Origin of the sequence: Dyella sp. S184, assembly GCF_009766065.1 — a bacterium.
Classification (GTDB): Bacteria; Pseudomonadota; Gammaproteobacteria; order Xanthomonadales; family Rhodanobacteraceae; genus Rhodanobacter.
Window position 1 is genome coordinate 525,658 of sequence record NZ_LMUE01000002.1, and the last position, 17,509, is coordinate 543,166.

The window sequence follows — 17,509 nt, forward strand, 5'->3', positions numbered from 1 at the left end:
AAGCGCTGGCGATGACTCAATGCAGAGCCGCCAAACCCGCTGCCGTTTGCGGGTGGGCGAACAGGAAGCCCTGACCGAGTTCGCAGCCGAGCTCAAGCAGGCGGCCGCGTTGCGTGCTGGTCTCGATACCCTCAGCCACCACCTCCATGCCCAGCGTTGCCGCCAGCGCGATCACTGCACGTACCACCGCGGTGCTGCCACCCTTGTGATCACTATCAAGATCGGTCACGAAGGAGCGGTCGATCTTCAACACCTGCATGGGGAAGCGATGCAAATAGCTCAACGAGGAATAACCCGTACCAAAATCATCCAATGCGGCCATCACCCCGGCTTGCCGGAGTACTTCAAGCGTGGTGCGCACCTGGTCCGCATTTTCGAACAGCGCACCTTCGGTCATTTCTATGCGCACGCTGTGGGCGGCTACTTGATGGGCAGCAAGCAGGTCCAGCAGTTTCTGCGCGAGATCAGGTGACCGGAAATGTTGTGCCGAGACATTGATCGTGACGTAACCGCCACGACTCACCAACCGCGGGATCTCGAGACATGTCTTCTCGAATATCTGCCAGTCGATCTGTCCGGCGATACCGCTCTCTTCCGCCACGGCAAGAAAATCGGCTGGGCGCAGCAGCCCCCGCTCGGGATGTCGCCAGCGCAGCAGCGCTTCCCAACCGACCACGTGCGCATCGCTCAGGCGCACGATAGTCTGGAAATACGGTTCGAATTCAGAGCGCGCCAGACCGTTACGCAACTCGCCTTCCAGATCGAGCAAGCGCAAAGCTTCTTTATGCAGGTGTTCGTCGAATACTTCGAAGCGATGTCGACCGTGCGCCTTGGCCCGATACATCGCCACGTCGGCATCGCGCAGAAGTTCTTCGGCGCTGAGGTAGCGCTGATCGCTGAACGCTATACCGATGCTGGCTGAGGGATAGAGTTCCTTGCCTGCCAAGCGCATCGGTTCGCTCAAGGCGTCGAGTACGCGCTGAGCCGCATGATAGGCGTCCTCCGGACCATGGATGTCTTCCAGCAAGAGGGCGAACTCGTCACCGCCCAGGCGCGCGACGACATCGGGTTTCCGTACGCAGGCGCCGATCCGTTGGCCGGACAGCTTGAGCATCTCATCGCCGACCAGGTGGCCAACGCTGTCGTTGACGACCTTGAAGCGGTCGAGGTCGAGGAACAATACGGCGAAAAGGTGTTGCGGGTCGCGCTGCGTACGTGACACCGCACGGCTGAGGGCGTCGAGCAGGAAGCTGCGATTGGGCAGGCCGGTGAGCGAATCGTGCAGCGCTTCATGCATCAACTGTTGTTCGATGCGCTCGCGTTCGCCGATCTGGGCACGCAATTCGCTCACCGCGGAAGCCAGCTCGCGAGTACGGTCCTGCACTCGCCGATCCAGCTCAGCCTGCGCCTGCTTGCGCGCCATCGCCGTCTGGATGTGCTGTGCCACATAGCTCAACAACGCGCTGTCTTCATCGGTGTAACGCACGGTCTCGTCGTAGCTCTGCACGACTACCGCACCGCGCACCTCGCCATCGACCACCATGGGCACGCCGAGAAAATCCTCCGCCGGTGAACCCCTGCCGATACCGCCCGGTACGGCGAGCAATTCGGCGACGAAGCGCGCCGGGCCTTTCACCGGACGTCCATGGCGGATCAGGCCGAGGGTGAAGCTGCCGCGCATCTGTTCAGCCGGGATCTCCGCATCCGGGTCGTACATGCCCGGGTCCTTCTCATCGGCGAAGTAGATGAAACGTATCGTGTCTCGCTGGGTGCTGTACAGCGCGATGAAGAAATTCCTGGCATACATCAGCTCATCGACCACGGAGTGGATACGCTGCAGCATCTCGTTCATGGCCAGCTCGCCACTGGCAAGATCGGCGATGGCATAAAGTGCGGCCTGCAGCTTTTCGCCGCGCTTGCGCTCATGCACTTCCGCAGTCAGTTCGCGCGTGCGTTCATCCACGCGACGTTCGAGTTCGGCATGCGCCTGCTTGCGCAAAAGAGCGGTAAGAATGTGCTGGGCGACGAAGACGAGCAGGTCGCGGTCCTCTTCGCTATAGCATCCGGCCTGGTCATAGCTCTGCACCACCACAGCGCCGCATACCTGTCCTTCGGCAGCCATCGGCACGCCAAGCCAGTCGGCACTGTTCGGTCCGTAGACCTCTTCCCACTCCAGGCCAAAGTCCCGATACAACTGCCTCGAAGGGCCCCAAGCCGGGCAGCCATGGCGAATCACGGCGAGAGTCAGGCTATTGTGGAAACTTTCGGCCGGAATGTCCTCGTCCGAGGGAACCAGGTTCAAATCCTTGGCATCAACGAAATAGATGAAGCGCAAGGTGTCGCGTTCGGCGTTGTACAACGCGATAAGGAAGTTTTCCGCGTACATCAATTTACCCACCACCGCATGCAGGCGGCGCAACATCTCGGACATGTCGAGCGCACTGCTGGCGAGGTCGGCGATGGCATACAGTGCGCTCTGCAGCCGCGCGGCTTTCTCCAGGCGTTCCACTGCAAGGCACGCATAGGCAAGTTCAAGTACGTCGCCGATGCGCTCCGCGACCAATGACAAAAACTCGTGCCAGGCCTCACCGTCCCACGAATCGCCACCGATGGCTGGCCAGTCGGTCAGGAGCACCGCCTGTGAACCCGCGCGCGCATCACCCAGGACGCTGGCGAGCCGGGACACGCTGGTTTCTGACACGCTTGCCCGAATCTCATCACCCGCTTCCAATGCGGCATCGATCAAGGCGACTTCCGCTGTATTGGGCGGTGTATTCGGGTAGGTATGCCGCAGCGGTTGGCCATTGGCCGCTATGCCCAAATCCCATACCAGGCGCACGACATGGCATCCGAACAAGGCTTGGGCGTGCTGAAGTGCCAGTTGAGCGACCTGCTCGGGAGTGTCCGCCTTGAGCAAAGCGGGCACAAAATCGCCATCCGGGTCGACGCGCGTTGTCGCGTCAAACCTATTGTGTTCCCCCATTCCCTGCGCGCGTGAGGCCATACGGTGATTCAGTCTAGCCGAACTGTGCCGGTTTTCACCGCAAGTTCAGCTACCGGCGCAACTTCTCCGGTGCCAAGCAGGAAAACCCTTCCGGGGCGGCAGCTGACGCTGCAGCTTGCTGGAACGGTCAAACGCTGAAGCATCCGCCTTGGCCGAAAGCAGACACTCCACTCCTGAAGTGGATCAGGACCCCCTAACCTCAGCCGTTGCCACGCACCCGCATCGTCAGTCCCTTCAGAAAATTCCGCAGCAGCTGATCGCCGCACAACTTGAAGTTCTTGTGGTCGGGCTGACGGAACAGCGCACTGAGTTCGGGCTTGGAGACCGGGAAGCCGGCACTCTCGAGGATCTGGTGCATGTCCACGTCCTTCAGCTCGAACGCCACCCGTAGCTTCTTCAGCACCACGTTATTGGTGACACGCTTCTCGACCGGGCGCGGCGGCAGGCTTTCGTCGCGGCCACGGCGGTAAAACACCAGACCATCGAGGAAGTGCGCCAGCACTTTGTTGCTGCACTCGACGTAGCCGGCCTCGTCATCCTTCTTCAGGAAGGCCTGCACATCCTCCTTACCGATCGGGAAAGTCGGGTCGGCCAGATGGGTGATTTCCACCACCCTCCCATCGCTGAGGTCGAGCATGTAGCGGATGCCGCGCAATACGTCGTTGTTGATCATGTCGTTCCGATAGGCCTCACTGAGATTGCCATGCTACCGCGCCACGCCAACGGCGATTAACCCCGTTTGCTGCAAACCTGCGTTTTATCTCTCACAAACCCCAGAAAATTGCCCCATGAACGTGAGAACACTGCGGCACAGTCGGCCGTGTGGCCCAGATGGCAAGAACATGGTTGCAAGTTGAGGTTTCCGGTCCCGATACGCGGACAGCGGTTGTGACTGCAGGCAACTTCCCCTCTGCAGCCCTCCCCCGCCGCTACCGCCTGTCGGGGCCGGGGCTTGTTCTACGTGCAACGCCGCTACCGATGGCCCCGACCAGCCATGCCAACCTATCCGGCACCAGCTGATTTGGCTTAACCTCGCCCACCATGGATGTTGCGGTCGACCCCGATGCGATGCTGATGCTTGCCTATGCGCGCGGCGACGTAGCTGCGTTCGAGACGTTATATGCGCGTCATCGCGGCATGCTGTACCGGTTTCTGCTGCGCAGCGTGCGCGATCCGCACCGTACCGACGAACTGTTCCAGGAAACCTGGAGCCGGGTGATCAGCGCGCGGGCGCGCTACCAGCCACAGGCGAAGTTCAGTACCTGGCTGCTGCAGATCGCGCACAATCTGATGATCGACGGCCTGCGGCGCCAGCGGCCCATGGCTGAAGGCGACGAGGCCGAGGCTGCGCTGGCGAATGTGGCGATGCCAGAACACGAACAGCCCGATCATGCCCTGTCCGAGTTCGAACGCCGCCGCAATCTCCAGCGCGCGATTGAACAACTGCCGGACGAACAGCGCACGGCCGTGCTGCTGCGCCTTGAGCACGAACTCAGCCTGGAAGAAATTGCCGAGGTGACTGGCGCCGGCCGCGAGACGGTGAAATCGCGCCTGCGCTATGCCATGAACCGATTACGCGAAGTACTGGCCGAATGACCGCCCAACTACCACCGCAAGGCCCGCAAGAGCCTGACGAACATCTGCCCGGCGAAACCGAGCTGACGGCACTGTATCGCCAGCTGCCGCAGAGTGAGCCCAGCGCAGCACTGGACGCGGCGGTGCTGCATGCGGCTGCACAAGCTGTAGTAGCGGGTGAACAACCCGTCATCGAACGCAGGCGATCATCGCGGGAACCAGGGAACTGGGTGCAACCGAAGCCAGTTTCTGCAGAAGGTCCAAAACTGTCCGATCCCTCGACCGCATCCCACGGACGAAGGAAAGCCGGCGCACGTTGGCTGATCGCACTGAGCAGCGCCGCTACGCTGATGCTGGCCGCTGGCCTTGCCTGGCACATGCGCGGGATGCCATCGACGACGAGCACGCCCGACGCAGCCAGCTACCGAGCCGCCGTCAATTCTCCTGTCGAGGTAGCGCCGCCTGCCGCCGTTGCCGCACCGCCTCCGCCCGCTGCTCCTGCCCAACTGGTCACTGCGCAAACTGCGGACCATCTGGTCGAACCAGTAGCCACGTTGCAGCAGACCCCACAGATGGCTTCAGCCAAGACCGCCATGAAACGGCATCATGCGATACCTGCGCCACCGGTCGAAGAAGTCTCCGAAACCGCCGCAGCTGCACTCCGACCCGTGACAGAAATGACCCGCGTCGCGCAACCTGCCGCTGAGAGCTATTCCTCAACAGCGCCCGTTGACACAGCCAGTCAGGCTGGCAGGAGCGAAGTAGCTGCTGCGCCCATGCTGATGCCGTCTCCAGTCGCGCCAGCCCCTGCCATACAAGCCATCGAAAAACCCACTGCTGTGAATCCCAGCGACACGCCCGCGCAGGAACTCGGCAAGATCCAGCAGCTGTTCACCCAGGGCCACGACGACGAAGCACGGCAGCGCCTGGACGCTTTCCATCACGCGCACCCGCAGTGGGAACTGCCGGCGGAGCTTGACGCCCAACTGCACAAGCCATGAGCGGGACGTTGTCCACGCTGGCCCAGCCGAGCCGGCATCTGGAAGAAATCAAGAAGAGCCGTTTCCTCGCACTCGCTGCCCCGGTGGCATCGACCGAGCAGGCACTGGCTTTCCTGCGCGAGATGAATGACCCGGCCGCTACGCACAACTGCTGGGCCTGGCGGATCGGCTTGGACTACCGTTTCAACGACGACGGCGAGCCCGGCGGCACTGCCGGCAGGCCGATCCTGCAGGCGATCGAGGGCCAGGGCATCGATCGTGTCATGGTGGTGGTAACGCGCTGGTATGGCGGCATCAAGCTCGGCGCCGGCGGCCTGATGCGTGCCTATGGCGGCACCGCGGCGGAATGCCTGCGCCGCGCCGAACGCGTGCCGATCGTGGCGATGGCCCGGCTCGCCGTGCATTGCGACTTTGCGGAACTGGCACTGCTCAAGGCACGCCTGAAGGAACTGCAGGCCGAAATCGAACATGAGTCTTTCGGTACCGATGGTGTGGAACTGCAGTTGCGCGTGCCGGAAAACCACGCCGGCGAAGCGCAGCTGCGCATCAGCGACATCAGCCGCGGACGCAGCAAGGTGAAGCGTCTGGACTGAAATCTTCGCGGCCCGCGGCGCCGAGGATTGAATCAGCCGGCACACGCCCCACCTTGAATGGCATTGTCCGCGCCCGCGCGAACCTGTGTCATCCACGATCCTTCCTGCGAGAGCTCATGAGCGACGCCACCAGCGATACAACGCTCCGCCCTGCCCGCCGCCTCGGCGCCTTGCGCCAGCTCTGGCCCTTCCTGAAACCCCATCGCGCGCTGGCGATCGGCTGGCTGGTGTTTCTCGGGTTGTCATCGGGTGCATCGCTGGTACTGCCGATGGCGTTTCGCCACATCATCGATCAGGGCTTTGGGCATTCCAGCCTCGGCGTGATCAACCGCACCTTCGCCGCCATGTTCGGCGTGGCGCTGGTGCTAGCCTTCGCCACCGCCGCACGCTACTTCTGCATCACCCTGCTGAGCGAACGGGCGCTGGCCTCGTTGCGCAAGACGCTCTACGCGCATGTGATCCGGCTCGATGTGGGTTTCTTCGAGCGCAGTCGCGTTGGCGAACTGCTCTCGCGCCTGAGTGCCGATACCGAAGTGGTGCAGGTACTGATCAGCTCCGGTATCTCGGTGGCGCTGCGCAGCGCGGTGATGCTGCTTGGTGCAGCGGTGGCGATGGTGTGGACCGCGCCGTCGCTGGCCGGTTTGACTGCGTTGGTGATTCCGGCCGTGATGTTGCCGATCCTGGTGTTCGGCCGACGCGTGCAGAAACTCTCGCGCGCCAGCCAGGATCGACTGGCCGATGCAGCGGCCATTGCGAACGAGACGCTCAACGCGTCCACCGCGGTCAAGGCGTATGCGCGCGAGGACATCGAGAGCACCCGCTACGGCGATGCCATTTTTCGCGCACTGGCCACGGCACGGCGACGCATTGGCATGCGTTCGCTGTTGACCATGGCGGTGATCGTGCTGGTCTTCGGCGCGATCACCCTGGTGCTGTGGGCTGGCGCCCGCCACGTGCTGGCCGGCACCCTTGATCCCGGCGTGCTGGGCCAGTTCGTGCTGTATGCCGTCTTCGCTGCCGGCTCGGTGGCTGGCCTGTCCGAAGTCTGGGGTGACGTGTTGCGCGCCGCTGGCGCGATGGAACGCATCAGTGAGCTGCTCGCCGAACGTGCCGACATCGTCGATCCGGTGCAGCCGGCGACGCTGCCGCAGCCGATGCGTGGCGGCCTGCGTTTCGATGCGGTGACCTTCCATTACCCGACGCGTCCGGACACGGCGGCCCTGCTCGACTTCACGCTGGACATCCAGCCCGGCGAAACCGTCGCCCTGGTCGGCCCCTCCGGTGCTGGCAAGAGCACCGTGTTCGCGCTGCTGCTGCGTTTCTACGATCCGCAGAGTGGCCGCATCAACATCGATGGCATCGATCTGCGCGACGTGACCCTGGCCAACCTGCGTGGCGCCATCGCGTTGGTCCCCCAGGAAACGATCATCTTTGCCGGCACTGCAGCAGACAACATCCGCTTCGGCCGACAGGACGCCAGTGACGAGGAAGTCCGCCAAGCGGCTCGCGCCGCCGAGGCGAATGACTTCATCAGCGCACTGGGCGATGGCTACAACGCCGAGCTGGGCGAACGCGGCGTGCGCCTCTCCGGCGGCCAGCGCCAGCGTATAGCGATCGCCCGCGCGATCCTGCGCGATGCACCGCTGCTGCTGCTGGACGAAGCAACCTCGTCACTCGATGCGCAGTCCGAAGCCGCGATCCAGCAGGCGCTGGAGCGGCTGGAAAAAGGCCGTACGACCCTCGTCATCGCCCATCGCCTCGCCACCGTGCAGCGCGCCGACCGCATCGTGGTGATGGACGGCGGCCGCATCGTAGCGCAGGGCACGCATGAGAGTTTGCTGGCCGAGGGTGGTTTGTATGCGGAGTTGGCGCGGTTGCAGTTTGTGGCTTGAGATCGAGTGCACTGCATCGGCTGCCAAGACGTCCGTTCCCAGTGAACCACCCGACGATCAAACGGGTGGAAGCGCAGACGGCTCACTCGCAGACACACCCTGCTTCGCGTCCATCCGCCGGAGTACCACATAAGCGAACGCCACCAGTGCAAGGCACGTGTATTCAAGAATGATCTTCGTGATGCCCAGCGAAATAGTGCTCTTTATGTAATACGCGACGCCAGCCAGCGCCAGCATCAGAAACGGGTAGATGTACATATACCAGCCAAGCCGGCTCTTTTTGCGAATCAGCGCAATCACTACCGGCACCGGCAACGCTGCGCAAAACCAGAGCCCGCCCAGAAACATCAAACCCGCCTTGGCACACTGTTGAAAAGGTCCCGAGTCACAGAAAACAAGGCTGATAAGCATCATCCCTACGCCAAGCGCAGCCGGCCAGGTGATCGCCAGAATGCTCATGATGAGCAAAGCGATCCGTATGAATTTTTCAAATCTTTCCCGCACTGGTGACATCTCCCTGTCCGTCAAGAAAGAATATCAGGCTCATTTGTAGACTGCGCTCTGCATTCAGCATAAATGAACTAAACCGAATGGTCCCAGCCAAATGGTCCACAGCTAGTGGAGACCTGGTTGGAGACGATCAGGATGATTGGGTCTGCTGGATTGCATGCAGCGGACGACATAGGCCCTTGAGAGGGACAGTGAAGTCATCTGTTTCGAGATGATCATGGCCACCCCCTTCCTGGTCGCGGGCGCAGGTTGAACACCATTTCGACATACATGAACACCACCCTTCTTTCACCTGAAAGTCACGCGCGCTTTCACGCCGTCGTCCTGCACAAGGTGGTTCCATGAAGATTGTCCGAGTCGGCGTCGGCGCTGAGTGTCATCCGCAGACTCGCACTTCGGAACGACGCCAGCGCAAGCTGGCGACACCGAATCGTTTCAACACTCAAGGAGTTCCCCATGATCAAGCGCATGCTTCCCCTGTTGATTGGACTGTCGGTTTGCGGCGCCGCTTTCGCGCAGGACATGCCAGCCACCGCCCAGTCGACGACCAGTACAACGACCGCGAATCACACGACTACTACGACTACGACCACCTCGTGGCCAGCCCAGCCGCCCACGGGCGGATCGACCGAGGATGCTGTCAAAACTGCGATCGCCAACGCCGGCTACAAGGAAGTGAAGGACCTTAAATTCAAGGACGGTGTGTGGCGCAGCGAGGCCCGTGGCGGTAACAAGAAGTGGGTCAAACTCGCGGTCGGGCCGGTCAACGGCAAGGTGTATGCGGCCGATGCACCGTCCAAACTCGACAAGGACGAGATCAGCGCCAAGCTGACGACGGCCGGCTATCAGAACATCAAGGACGTGAAGTTCGACAAAGGCCTGTGGGCCGCTGAAGCCAAGACGCCGCATGGCAACGACGTCGACCTGCTGGTCGATCCGGACGATGGCAGCGTGGTGGCCCAGTCGCACGATTGATTCACTGCGTCTGCGATGGTTACGGAAGCCCGGCGCGTTGATCACGCCGGGCTCCTTCGTTTGATGGCCAGGGAATCTCGAAATACTCTGCAAAGAATGTCATTCCGGCGAACCCCATAAAAAAAGGGGGCGAGGGCCGGAGGAGCTTTTCAAGAGCGAAGCTGGTCATCGCTTCGCTGTTGCGGTGCAATGCCTGCCTGCGCAGGGATGGCGAGCTTGGAACAGGGTTGTTCGAGGTGGCTTATAGTGCATGTTGACCCGAATTTCGCACCCTTTGTTTCTCACGTATTGAACGACAGGAAATAACCATGAGCACCGTTCTGGTAACTGGCGGATCAGGCTTCATCGGCAGCCAAGCCATCCTGCAGCTGCTGGCGGCAGGCCACCTGGTACGCACCACGGTGCGCAGCCTGAAGCGCGAAGGTGACGTACGCGCGATGCTGAAGCAAGGTGGCGCCGTGTCGGACGACCGTCTGTCATTTGTGGTTGCCGATCTCGAGAGCGACGCTGGCTGGCCGCAAGCCGCCGCCGGCTGTGAATACGTGCTGCACATCGCATCGCCGTTTCCTTCCACCCTCCCCAAACACGAGGACGAGTTGATCGTGCCTGCACGCGAAGGCGCGCTTCGGGTCTTGCGCGCCGCGCGCGACGCTGGCGTCAAGCGCGTGGTGCTGACCTCCTCGTTCGCGGCGATCGGCTACGGACAGGAAGTGCAGACGGCACCGTTCAACGAAAGCAACTGGACCGATCCCGCCGGCGAAGACGTGCAGCCCTACGCGAAATCGAAGACCCTGGCCGAGCGCGCAGCCTGGGATTTCATCGCCCGCGAAGGTGGCTCCCTCGAACTTTCCGTGGTCAATCCGGTAGGCGTGTTTGGCCCGGTTCTGGGACCGGACTACTCGACCTCGATCATGCTGGTGCAGCGGCTGATGGACGGCGCCATGCCCGGCTGCCCGCAGCTCAGCTTCGGTGCCGTCGATGTGCGCGATGTCGCCGACCTGCACATCCGCGCCATGACCGATCCCGCCGCAAAGGGCGAGCGATTCCTCGCCGTCGCTGGTGATTTCATCTCGATACTCGACATCGCCAGGATCTTGAAGAACCGCATGGGTGCAGCGGCCAAACGGGTGCCGACCCGGCAACTGCCGAACTGGCTGGTGCGCCTCGCCGCGCTGCGCGACCCGGCGGTCAAGCAGATCCTTCCCGAACTCGGCAAGCCGAAAAACGCCACCAGCGAAAAGGCCCAACGTGTGCTCGGCTGGACACCGCGTTCGAGCGAGGAAGCCATCGTCGCTACCGCTGAAAGCCTGTTGCAGCTCGGGCTCCTGAAGGAAAGCCCGGCTGGATCAAAGGACAACGGATAAGGGAAAGGAAGCAGTCAAGGGAATTCAATTACCTCGGCCCCTTTGATTGACGCCTCAATCGCTACTGTTCATGACGAACGATGTGGAAACCTTCGTCGCTGGTAGGTGGCACGAAGTACCGGGTGATTTCGTCAAATTCAGCATCGCTGCGCGCAAAGGGGTGAACGCCCGAAGCGTTGCGCTCCTGGAGCCGCGCCTTGCAAACCTCATTGGGGATGTCGAGGTAGTGCAGCTCGTGGGCGACTCCGGCGCCATCGATGATGTCTTTCATCCAGCGGCGATTGCCGAGCGTATTCGCCGGAAAATCGAGCACCACCGAGAGCCCGGCCAACAGCAGCGATTCGATGTGCGGGGCCAGCGCGTTGCGCAGCTGACCCGAGCGGCGAACGTAGTCACCAAGCGTATGGATCTCGCCGGTATAGAGCTGCGAGAGCCAAACATCCTCGCTGATCAGTACGGTGTCTGGACGCTCGGCCAGCTGTCGTGTCAGCGTTGATTTTCCTGCGGCGATCTTTCCGCACACCAAGTGAAGAACCGGCGACTGGAAGCTGTCGGAATTCATGAAGGGCTCCTTGTTGACTTCGTATGCCCAGGAGCCGGATACAAACAACCCGCCTCCAGGGCGGGTTGTTTTAGCAGTTTCGGAACGCGCTAACCCACCATTTCTCGTGTGGTGCAAATAATCAACGAAATCTGGTTGTGGGCGCAGTTCATGGACGAACCATAAGCGACGGAATTTTCCACGTCAATGTAGAAAAGTTCGGATGCTGGGTGCGAATGAACAACATGCCGGTCTGAGCCGGTCACCATGATCGTATCGATGTCGAAGAACATGATTTGCCGGCGCGCAGATCGATTACTTTGCAGGCTGGTGACTGGTGAACATGTCAACCAGGCTCTGGGGCGCGTTAGGGCCGAGACACACCATGAGGATTGCTTCCGCCTCCGCAGCCTCAGACGCGCTGCGGGGAAAGAGGTCCTTTTCATACGCGATGAGCGCGGCTTCAACGTCACCGGGGTTGGCGGCGATGGCCTTTCCGAGTTCAGCGCCATCGAACATGGCGAGGTTGGCCCCTTCGCCAGACGGAATCATCAGGTGCGCCGCATCGCCGAGCAGCGTCACTCCGGGCACGCGCTCCCATCTATGCTCGACCGGGAGCGCATGAATTGGGCGAGGCACAGGGGCAGTCTCACCGTCGGTGATGAGCGCTGTCAGCGCCGGAGCCCAGCCGTCGAACTCCGCGGCAACCTTGGCCAAGGCAGTCGCCAGGTTGGAGAAGTCGATGCTGTCAATCCATTCCTTCGGCTTGTTCAACTGCACGTACGTGTGCAGCACGCCATGGGGTTCACGGTGCGCGGCGATGCCTTTTCCCGGTGCCAGCGCAAACAGCGCGCCACCGCCAACCGCTTCCGCGCTCGCCTTGTGACGGGTATCGCTGTCGAACAGATACGTTTCGATGAAGGACGTGCCCACATAAGCCGGTATCGCCCCGGAAAGAAGGGGACGAACTTTAGACCAAGCGCCGTCGGCACCCACGAGGAGGTCGGTAGTCACCGTTGAGCCGTTGGCAAAGGTCAGCACGTGCCGCCCGCCGCCGAGCGGAGACACCGCTGTGAGTTTGTGTCCCCAGCAGACCGTGCCGGCAGGAAGCGAGTCAAGCAGAATCCGACGAAGGTCTCCTCGAGATACCTCAGGTCGACCGCCTGTGCCGTTGTCGGGCTCATCGAGCAGAACATTGCCGTCCTTGTCGAGTACCCGTGTCGCCTGACCCCCGGGGTGGATGATCTCGAGGAACTGGTCGAAAAGTCCCGCTGCCTTGAGCGCGAGCTGCCCGTTGTTTTCATGGATATCGAGCATGCCTCCTTGCGCTCGCGCGCTCGCGGAGGCTTCCGCTTCGTAGACCGTCGCAGCAATGCCGTGGACGTGAAGGACGCGCGCAAGTGTCAGGCCGCCAAGCCCAGCACCGATGATCGTGACTGGCGTATTCATACCGGTTCCGCCATTCCCCAGCGAACGGCAGCCTTTAGGAGCTCGCTGCAATCCGGGGCGTTGTCAGAGGCCCAGGCAACAATCCCATCCGGGCGGATCAGTGCAGCGCTCAAGCCCAATTGCTCTTTCGCGCGGCCAGAAACGTACTTGATTCGGCCGCCATCTTCGCTTGCCAAAGTTTCGAGTGAAGCATGGCCATCAAAATCGAGCAGTATTCCGCGACCATCGTGCATTAGCGCGCCAATGGTTGTGCCGTCTTCGAACTCGAAGTTGGGAACGCTATGGCCTACGAGAGGATGGTCGCCACCGAGATCGTAGTTTGTGGAAACGCCCCACACCCTTCCTGCAAAGTAGGTAGCACCATCGCGCGTGTTCATGAGATCGCGGGCAATGGCATTCAGCGCGCGGGCATGGGGGTCTGGTCGCATGATGGCGACTTGGGCGCGTGACCAATCCAGAACCCATGCACCGATCGGATGTCGTTCCGTCTGATAACTGTCCAACAGAACTTCCGACGTTTTCTTCTTGATGACTGCGGCGAGCTTCCAGCCCAGGTTCATGGCGTCGCCCACTCCAAGATTAAGCCCTTGGCCTCCAAGCGGCGCATGAATGTGTGCAGCATCGCCAGCTAAAAAAATCCGTCCGTTGCGGTAGCTTGTCGCCTGCCGCGCCCGGTCCGTCCACGTGGTCGCGATGTGCAAGGCATGGATGGTCACGTCGGTGTTCGAGATGCGGCGTAGAACTTCCTGCACGTGCTCTCGCGTGATTGGCGCTCCGGTACTGTGAAATGCGCCGCCATCAAAATCCTGAATCACCAGGTAACCTGGCTGCGATTGCAAGTACATGCCTGTGGGTGTCACGTTTCGGCCCGACTGGAGCCTCTCCGGATCGGCAATGTCCACTTTGGCGGTGTAGCCGGTGAATTCCGGCTCCGTACCAGCGAACTCAAAACCGCCTGCCTTGCGAACAACACTGCGACTTCCATCGCAACCCACAAGCCATGAACCTTGAAAAGTTTGGTTGCCGGACTGAACAGTGACTCCGTCCTCGGCTTGATGAAAGTCGGTAACGGAAAACCCTCGTTTGATTTCGGCACCCTGGGCCTCTGCGCGGCGAGACAGCACGACTTCAAGCTCTTCCAATTCAGATATCAAACTGGTTTCGGTCGAGCTCGGCAGCCGGTATGTCCACTGGGAGGTGTCGATATCGCCGTCATGAAATGGAATGCCGGCGAAGTGTCCCGCCTGACGGCGTGACCCTTGTCCGGAATTCTGGTGGGGATTCTTGAGGCGTTTGTGGACCTCAAGTTCCTGCAGCAACCCGCGACGGTAAAGCGCTTCGATCGTGGGCGCCGAAAGTCCCCGTATTCCGAAAGGAAGCTGCTTCAGTGGCGAGTGCGGATCCTCCGCCTTTTCCAGTATCAGGACGGAACATTTGGCCAAGGCCAGTTCACAGGCGAGGAATAAGCCCACAGGTCCTGCGCCGGAAATGATCACATCGTAAACAGATGGATTCTGTGTGGATTTCTTGTGGTTTGGGGTATTCATCACGGCTTCTTTTGTTATTGGAGGTCGTCGCCAGGAGTCTTGCAGACAGTGTGGAACGTCATTCCATTATATTGGAACGACGTTCCATTTATGTCAAGATGCGGCATGATCAAAAATGCACGCAACACGCCACGTGGCCCTCAGCGACGGGAAGAGTCACTCTCGCGGGATCGCATCATTGAGGCGTCAATCGCGCTCCTGGACAGCAAGGGAGAAGGCGGGCTGACGTTTCGCGCCCTGTCCGAACGCCTCGCCACCGGTGCTGGTGCCATTTATTGGCACGTCGAGAACAAGAGCGATCTGCTGACCGCTGCCTGCGACTCCATCATCGCTCGCACAATGGCGTCGTGCGTGGTCGGCGCGACACCGGAGGCGACCATTCGTACCCTCGCGCTAGGCATGTTCGACGCGATCGACGCGCATCCGTGGGTTGGCTCGGCGCTCACACATACAGCGGGGCAGTTGCCCATGGTGCGCATCGTCGAATGCCTGGGCCAGCAGGTTCGCGCTCTTGGCGTGGCGGATAAAGAACAGTGGGCAGTGGTGTCCGCACTACTGCACTACATCCTTGGCGTCGCTGGTCAGAATGCTGCCAACACGCAGTTCGCTCGGACGCGAAGCATCGACAGATCCAACTTCCTGGACGCGATGGCGACGGTATGGTCTCAGCTCGATCCAAAGGAGTACCCGTTCGCACGCAGCGTCGCCGGACAGTTGCGCGTTCACGACGACTGTGCCGATTTTCTCGCCGGGATCGATCTCATCCTCAGCGGTATCAGGGGTTTGCGGGCCGATCGCATCGATCTGACGTAGGTGCCTCGATACGCGTCCGTAACGCGTGCGGGACAAGAAAAAACGTCGGCGATTGCTCGCGGCTGCTATTGACCTGCAGCGGGAATCATCCCGATGGTGCTCATCCATGTCTCGGCCAAGGCTGGCCAGCGTGTGATCTGATTCGACGTTGGCCTCAGCCCGAACGCATGTCCGCCGTGTGCATACAGGTGGATTTCGGTCGGCACGCCGGCCTTCTTCAGCGCTGCGAAATAAACCAGGGATTGCTGGACGCCGTCCACGTTGTCGTCTTCTGCTTGCACCAGAAATGTGGGTGGCGTTTCACGTGAGACCGGGACATTCGGATTCAACTTGCTGTCGTTGTCGACGGCGAGGTGCCCCGGATAGATGGGCATCGCGAAATCCGGGCGGGCACTTTCCTTGTCGGCGGCGTCGACGGGCGCATACAGGCGCCGATTGAAGTTCGTGCTGATTTCCGCCACCAGATAGCCACCCGCTGAAAACCCGATCACACCCACCTTGTGCGGATCGATGTGCCATTCCGCGGCGTGATGGCGCACCAGCCGCATGGTTCTCTGGGCATCCTGCAACGAAGGTACCGATACCTGGTAATTGTGCGGGCGGCAATCGCACTGCCAGACATAGGGCACACTCGGAACGCGATACTTCAGCAAGACGCAAGTGATGCCCTTGGACGTCAGCCAGTCACAGATTTCGGTGCCTTCGAGATCCATGGCCAGGATCTGGAAGCCGCCGCCCGGAAACACCACGACCGCAGCTCCCGTGTTCTTCCCCTTGGGCGAGTAGACCGTCATCGTGGGCCGGGTCACATTGGTCACTGCGGTCACCGGCTTGCCGGCCAACAATTCGTCGCTCACCTTCGCAGTTTCCGGACCGGGAACTTGTTGTGCGTCAGGCGCCGCTCCCGGCCAGATCGGTATTTGCGTGTTTCCCGCTGTGGGCTGCCAGACCTGCATCGCTGCATGCGCGCTTCCGCATGCGGCCAGCAGACACAGGGCAATCGCCCAAAGCTTCATGACACTCCTCCGTTTTGGCGCTCGCCAAAGTTCTGCGATCAAGGCAGGAAATAAGTTCTAACCCCACTTCCCGATGCTGCACCCCGCATCGGGCCTGCTGCAGCCGCTTCCGTGGATTTCTTCGGGCAAGCCTGCTCCAGGAACGAGCAGTTCGGGTTGCCGGTGGGCCACGAAAGCCTGGGCGATGCAGTCGGCATCAACCCCGTCGCGCGGGCAAGAACCGGCTGTTGCGCAGCAGTCCCGCCGAGACCAGCGATACCAACACGCCGACCGGGAAGATTTCCGCGAAGGTCATTGGCAGGCGGTACATCGGGTTCGCGTACTGAACCTTGAAGGCCTCCATGTCGGTGCTCAGCTTCGCCAGCGCCTCGGCGCTCGCGCCTTTCGCCTTCTCGCTCGCAATGATCGCATTCGCATAGGAGGTGGCGAAGTCCATGTGCGTCATCGCCTGCACCGCTTCCCACGCGGCCACGTAGAAGATCCCGGCGATGAAGCTGACCCCCAGCCCGACCCCGAGCGCCGGCCAGAACCCGATCACCCCGCCCCGGTCGACGTCCCGGTGCCGCTTGATCCCCACGAACACCGCGCTCAGTGCGATCAGCATCGTCGTGTAGCCGATCACCATGCCGTACTTCAGCGGAGGCATTCCCGAGAACACCACGAAGGTGACAAGCTCGAAGCCGCCGACGACCAGGCCGGCGATCACGCCGTACTTCAGGATGGTGCGCAACATGGTGTGACTCCTTGAGTGGTGGACAGGGCCGTCATTGACCGCGATCCGGCGTCGCCCGGCAATCGCCCGAACGGGTGATTTCGATGTTTTCACCCCGAATATCACCCCGGATATCGGGGATCAGGGCACGATCCCCAGCTCGCGCGCCCGGCGGATCGCCTCGGTTCGCCGTTTCGCGCCCAGCTTCTCGAACAGCCGCGCCACGTGCGTCTTGACCGTGTTCGGCGAAATGTGGAGGCGCGCCGCAATCTCCTTGTTGGAGTGGCCGGCGGCCAGTTCGTTTAGCACCTCCAGCTCCCGCTCGCTCAGACCCAGCGCTGCCTGCGCCTTCGGGTTGCCGTCGAAGGCGACCGGCGCCGGCGCGGCGAAGACCCGCACGCCCAGGAAGATGCCCAACACCAAAAAGGCCGACGCGACCAGGAACAGGTAAACGTCGCCCGAATGCATCCGCACCAGGCGCTGGTAGTCGAGCCACTGCAGGGCGAGCGTTCCCGCC

General features: G+C 61.4%; 16 protein-coding genes. 7 read left to right on the forward strand and 9 right to left on the reverse strand.

Annotation, left to right across the window (positions count from 1 at the left end):
- Positions 1-16: 16 nt before the first annotated feature.
- Positions 17-2,926, reverse strand: a complete 2,910-nt coding sequence (locus tag GSQ75_RS02260) for an EAL domain-containing protein (RefSeq protein WP_158752904.1) — start codon at positions 2,924-2,926, stop codon at positions 17-19.
- Between the two features lie 277 nt (positions 2,927-3,203).
- Positions 3,204-3,677, reverse strand: a complete 474-nt coding sequence (locus GSQ75_RS02265; RefSeq protein WP_158752905.1) for a DUF1456 family protein — start codon at positions 3,675-3,677, stop codon at positions 3,204-3,206.
- Between the two features lie 368 nt (positions 3,678-4,045).
- On the opposite strand from GSQ75_RS02265, the gene GSQ75_RS02270 reads away from it, so the two are divergent.
- From GSQ75_RS02270 to GSQ75_RS02285, 4 genes are all read left to right on the forward strand, one after another.
- Positions 4,046-4,600: an RNA polymerase sigma factor gene (locus GSQ75_RS02270; protein ID WP_158752906.1), complete on the forward strand. Its 555-nt coding sequence runs from the start codon at positions 4,046-4,048 to the stop codon at positions 4,598-4,600.
- Positions 4,597-5,580, forward strand: coding sequence for a hypothetical protein (locus GSQ75_RS02275; RefSeq protein WP_158752907.1), 984 nt, complete (start codon positions 4,597-4,599; stop codon positions 5,578-5,580). The genes GSQ75_RS02270 and GSQ75_RS02275 overlap by 4 nt, the downstream gene beginning before the upstream one ends.
- Entirely contained in the window at positions 5,577-6,173 is a 597-nt protein-coding gene (locus GSQ75_RS02280) for a YigZ family protein (RefSeq protein ID WP_158752908.1), read from the forward strand. Before GSQ75_RS02275 ends, GSQ75_RS02280 begins: the two co-directional genes overlap by 4 nt.
- A gap of 116 nt (positions 6,174-6,289) precedes the next feature.
- On the forward strand, positions 6,290-8,065 hold the full coding sequence (locus GSQ75_RS02285; RefSeq protein ID WP_158752909.1) for an ABC transporter transmembrane domain-containing protein: 1,776 nt from the start codon (positions 6,290-6,292) through the stop codon (positions 8,063-8,065).
- A gap of 57 nt (positions 8,066-8,122) precedes the next feature.
- Here the strand turns inward: GSQ75_RS02285 and GSQ75_RS02290 are convergent, their stop codons facing one another.
- Positions 8,123-8,524 (reverse strand): hypothetical protein, encoded by a 402-nt coding sequence (locus GSQ75_RS02290; protein ID WP_158752910.1) that lies wholly within the window; start codon positions 8,522-8,524, stop codon positions 8,123-8,125.
- Positions 8,525-9,031: 507 nt separating this feature from the next.
- On the opposite strand from GSQ75_RS02290, the gene GSQ75_RS02295 reads away from it, so the two are divergent.
- Both GSQ75_RS02295 and GSQ75_RS02300 read left to right on the forward strand, forming a co-directional pair.
- On the forward strand, positions 9,032-9,550 hold the full coding sequence (locus GSQ75_RS02295; RefSeq protein ID WP_158752911.1) for a PepSY domain-containing protein: 519 nt from the start codon (positions 9,032-9,034) through the stop codon (positions 9,548-9,550).
- Positions 9,551-9,858: 308 nt separating this feature from the next.
- Positions 9,859-10,914, forward strand: a complete 1,056-nt coding sequence (locus tag GSQ75_RS02300; protein ID WP_158752912.1) for an aldehyde reductase — start codon at positions 9,859-9,861, stop codon at positions 10,912-10,914.
- A 61-nt stretch (positions 10,915-10,975) separates the two neighbouring features.
- On the opposite strand, the gene GSQ75_RS02305 is transcribed toward GSQ75_RS02300, so the two are convergent.
- The 3 genes from GSQ75_RS02305 to GSQ75_RS02315 all read right to left on the reverse strand — a co-directional run bounded on the left by GSQ75_RS02305 (position 10,976) and on the right by GSQ75_RS02315 (position 14,451).
- A complete protein-coding gene (locus GSQ75_RS02305; protein ID WP_158752913.1) occupies positions 10,976-11,476 on the reverse strand; it encodes an ATP-binding protein in 501 nt (166 codons plus the stop codon).
- Positions 11,477-11,770: 294 nt separating this feature from the next.
- Positions 11,771-12,904, reverse strand: a complete 1,134-nt coding sequence (locus GSQ75_RS02310; protein WP_158752914.1) for an NAD(P)/FAD-dependent oxidoreductase — start codon at positions 12,902-12,904, stop codon at positions 11,771-11,773.
- Positions 12,901-14,451, reverse strand: a complete 1,551-nt coding sequence (locus tag GSQ75_RS02315) for an FAD-dependent monooxygenase (RefSeq protein WP_158752915.1) — start codon at positions 14,449-14,451, stop codon at positions 12,901-12,903. Before GSQ75_RS02315 ends, GSQ75_RS02310 begins: the two co-directional genes overlap by 4 nt.
- Positions 14,452-14,556: 105 nt before the next feature.
- On the opposite strand from GSQ75_RS02315, the gene GSQ75_RS02320 reads away from it, so the two are divergent.
- Positions 14,557-15,264: a TetR family transcriptional regulator gene (locus GSQ75_RS02320; protein WP_158752916.1), complete on the forward strand. Its 708-nt coding sequence runs from the start codon at positions 14,557-14,559 to the stop codon at positions 15,262-15,264.
- A 65-nt stretch (positions 15,265-15,329) separates the two neighbouring features.
- On the opposite strand, the gene GSQ75_RS02325 is transcribed toward GSQ75_RS02320, so the two are convergent.
- The 3 genes from GSQ75_RS02325 to GSQ75_RS02335 all read right to left on the reverse strand — a co-directional run.
- The gene (locus GSQ75_RS02325; protein ID WP_254058410.1) at positions 15,330-16,220 is read right to left on the reverse strand and encodes an alpha/beta hydrolase; all 891 of its coding nucleotides are present in this window, start codon (positions 16,218-16,220) and stop codon (positions 15,330-15,332) included.
- Positions 16,221-16,476: 256 nt separating this feature from the next.
- Positions 16,477-17,013, reverse strand: coding sequence for a DUF4199 domain-containing protein (locus tag GSQ75_RS02330; protein WP_158752917.1), 537 nt, complete (start codon positions 17,011-17,013; stop codon positions 16,477-16,479).
- 120 nt (positions 17,014-17,133) lie between these two features.
- Positions 17,134-17,509 (reverse strand): response regulator transcription factor (locus tag GSQ75_RS02335; protein ID WP_158753868.1); only part of this gene is annotated, 376 nt, incomplete at its 5' end.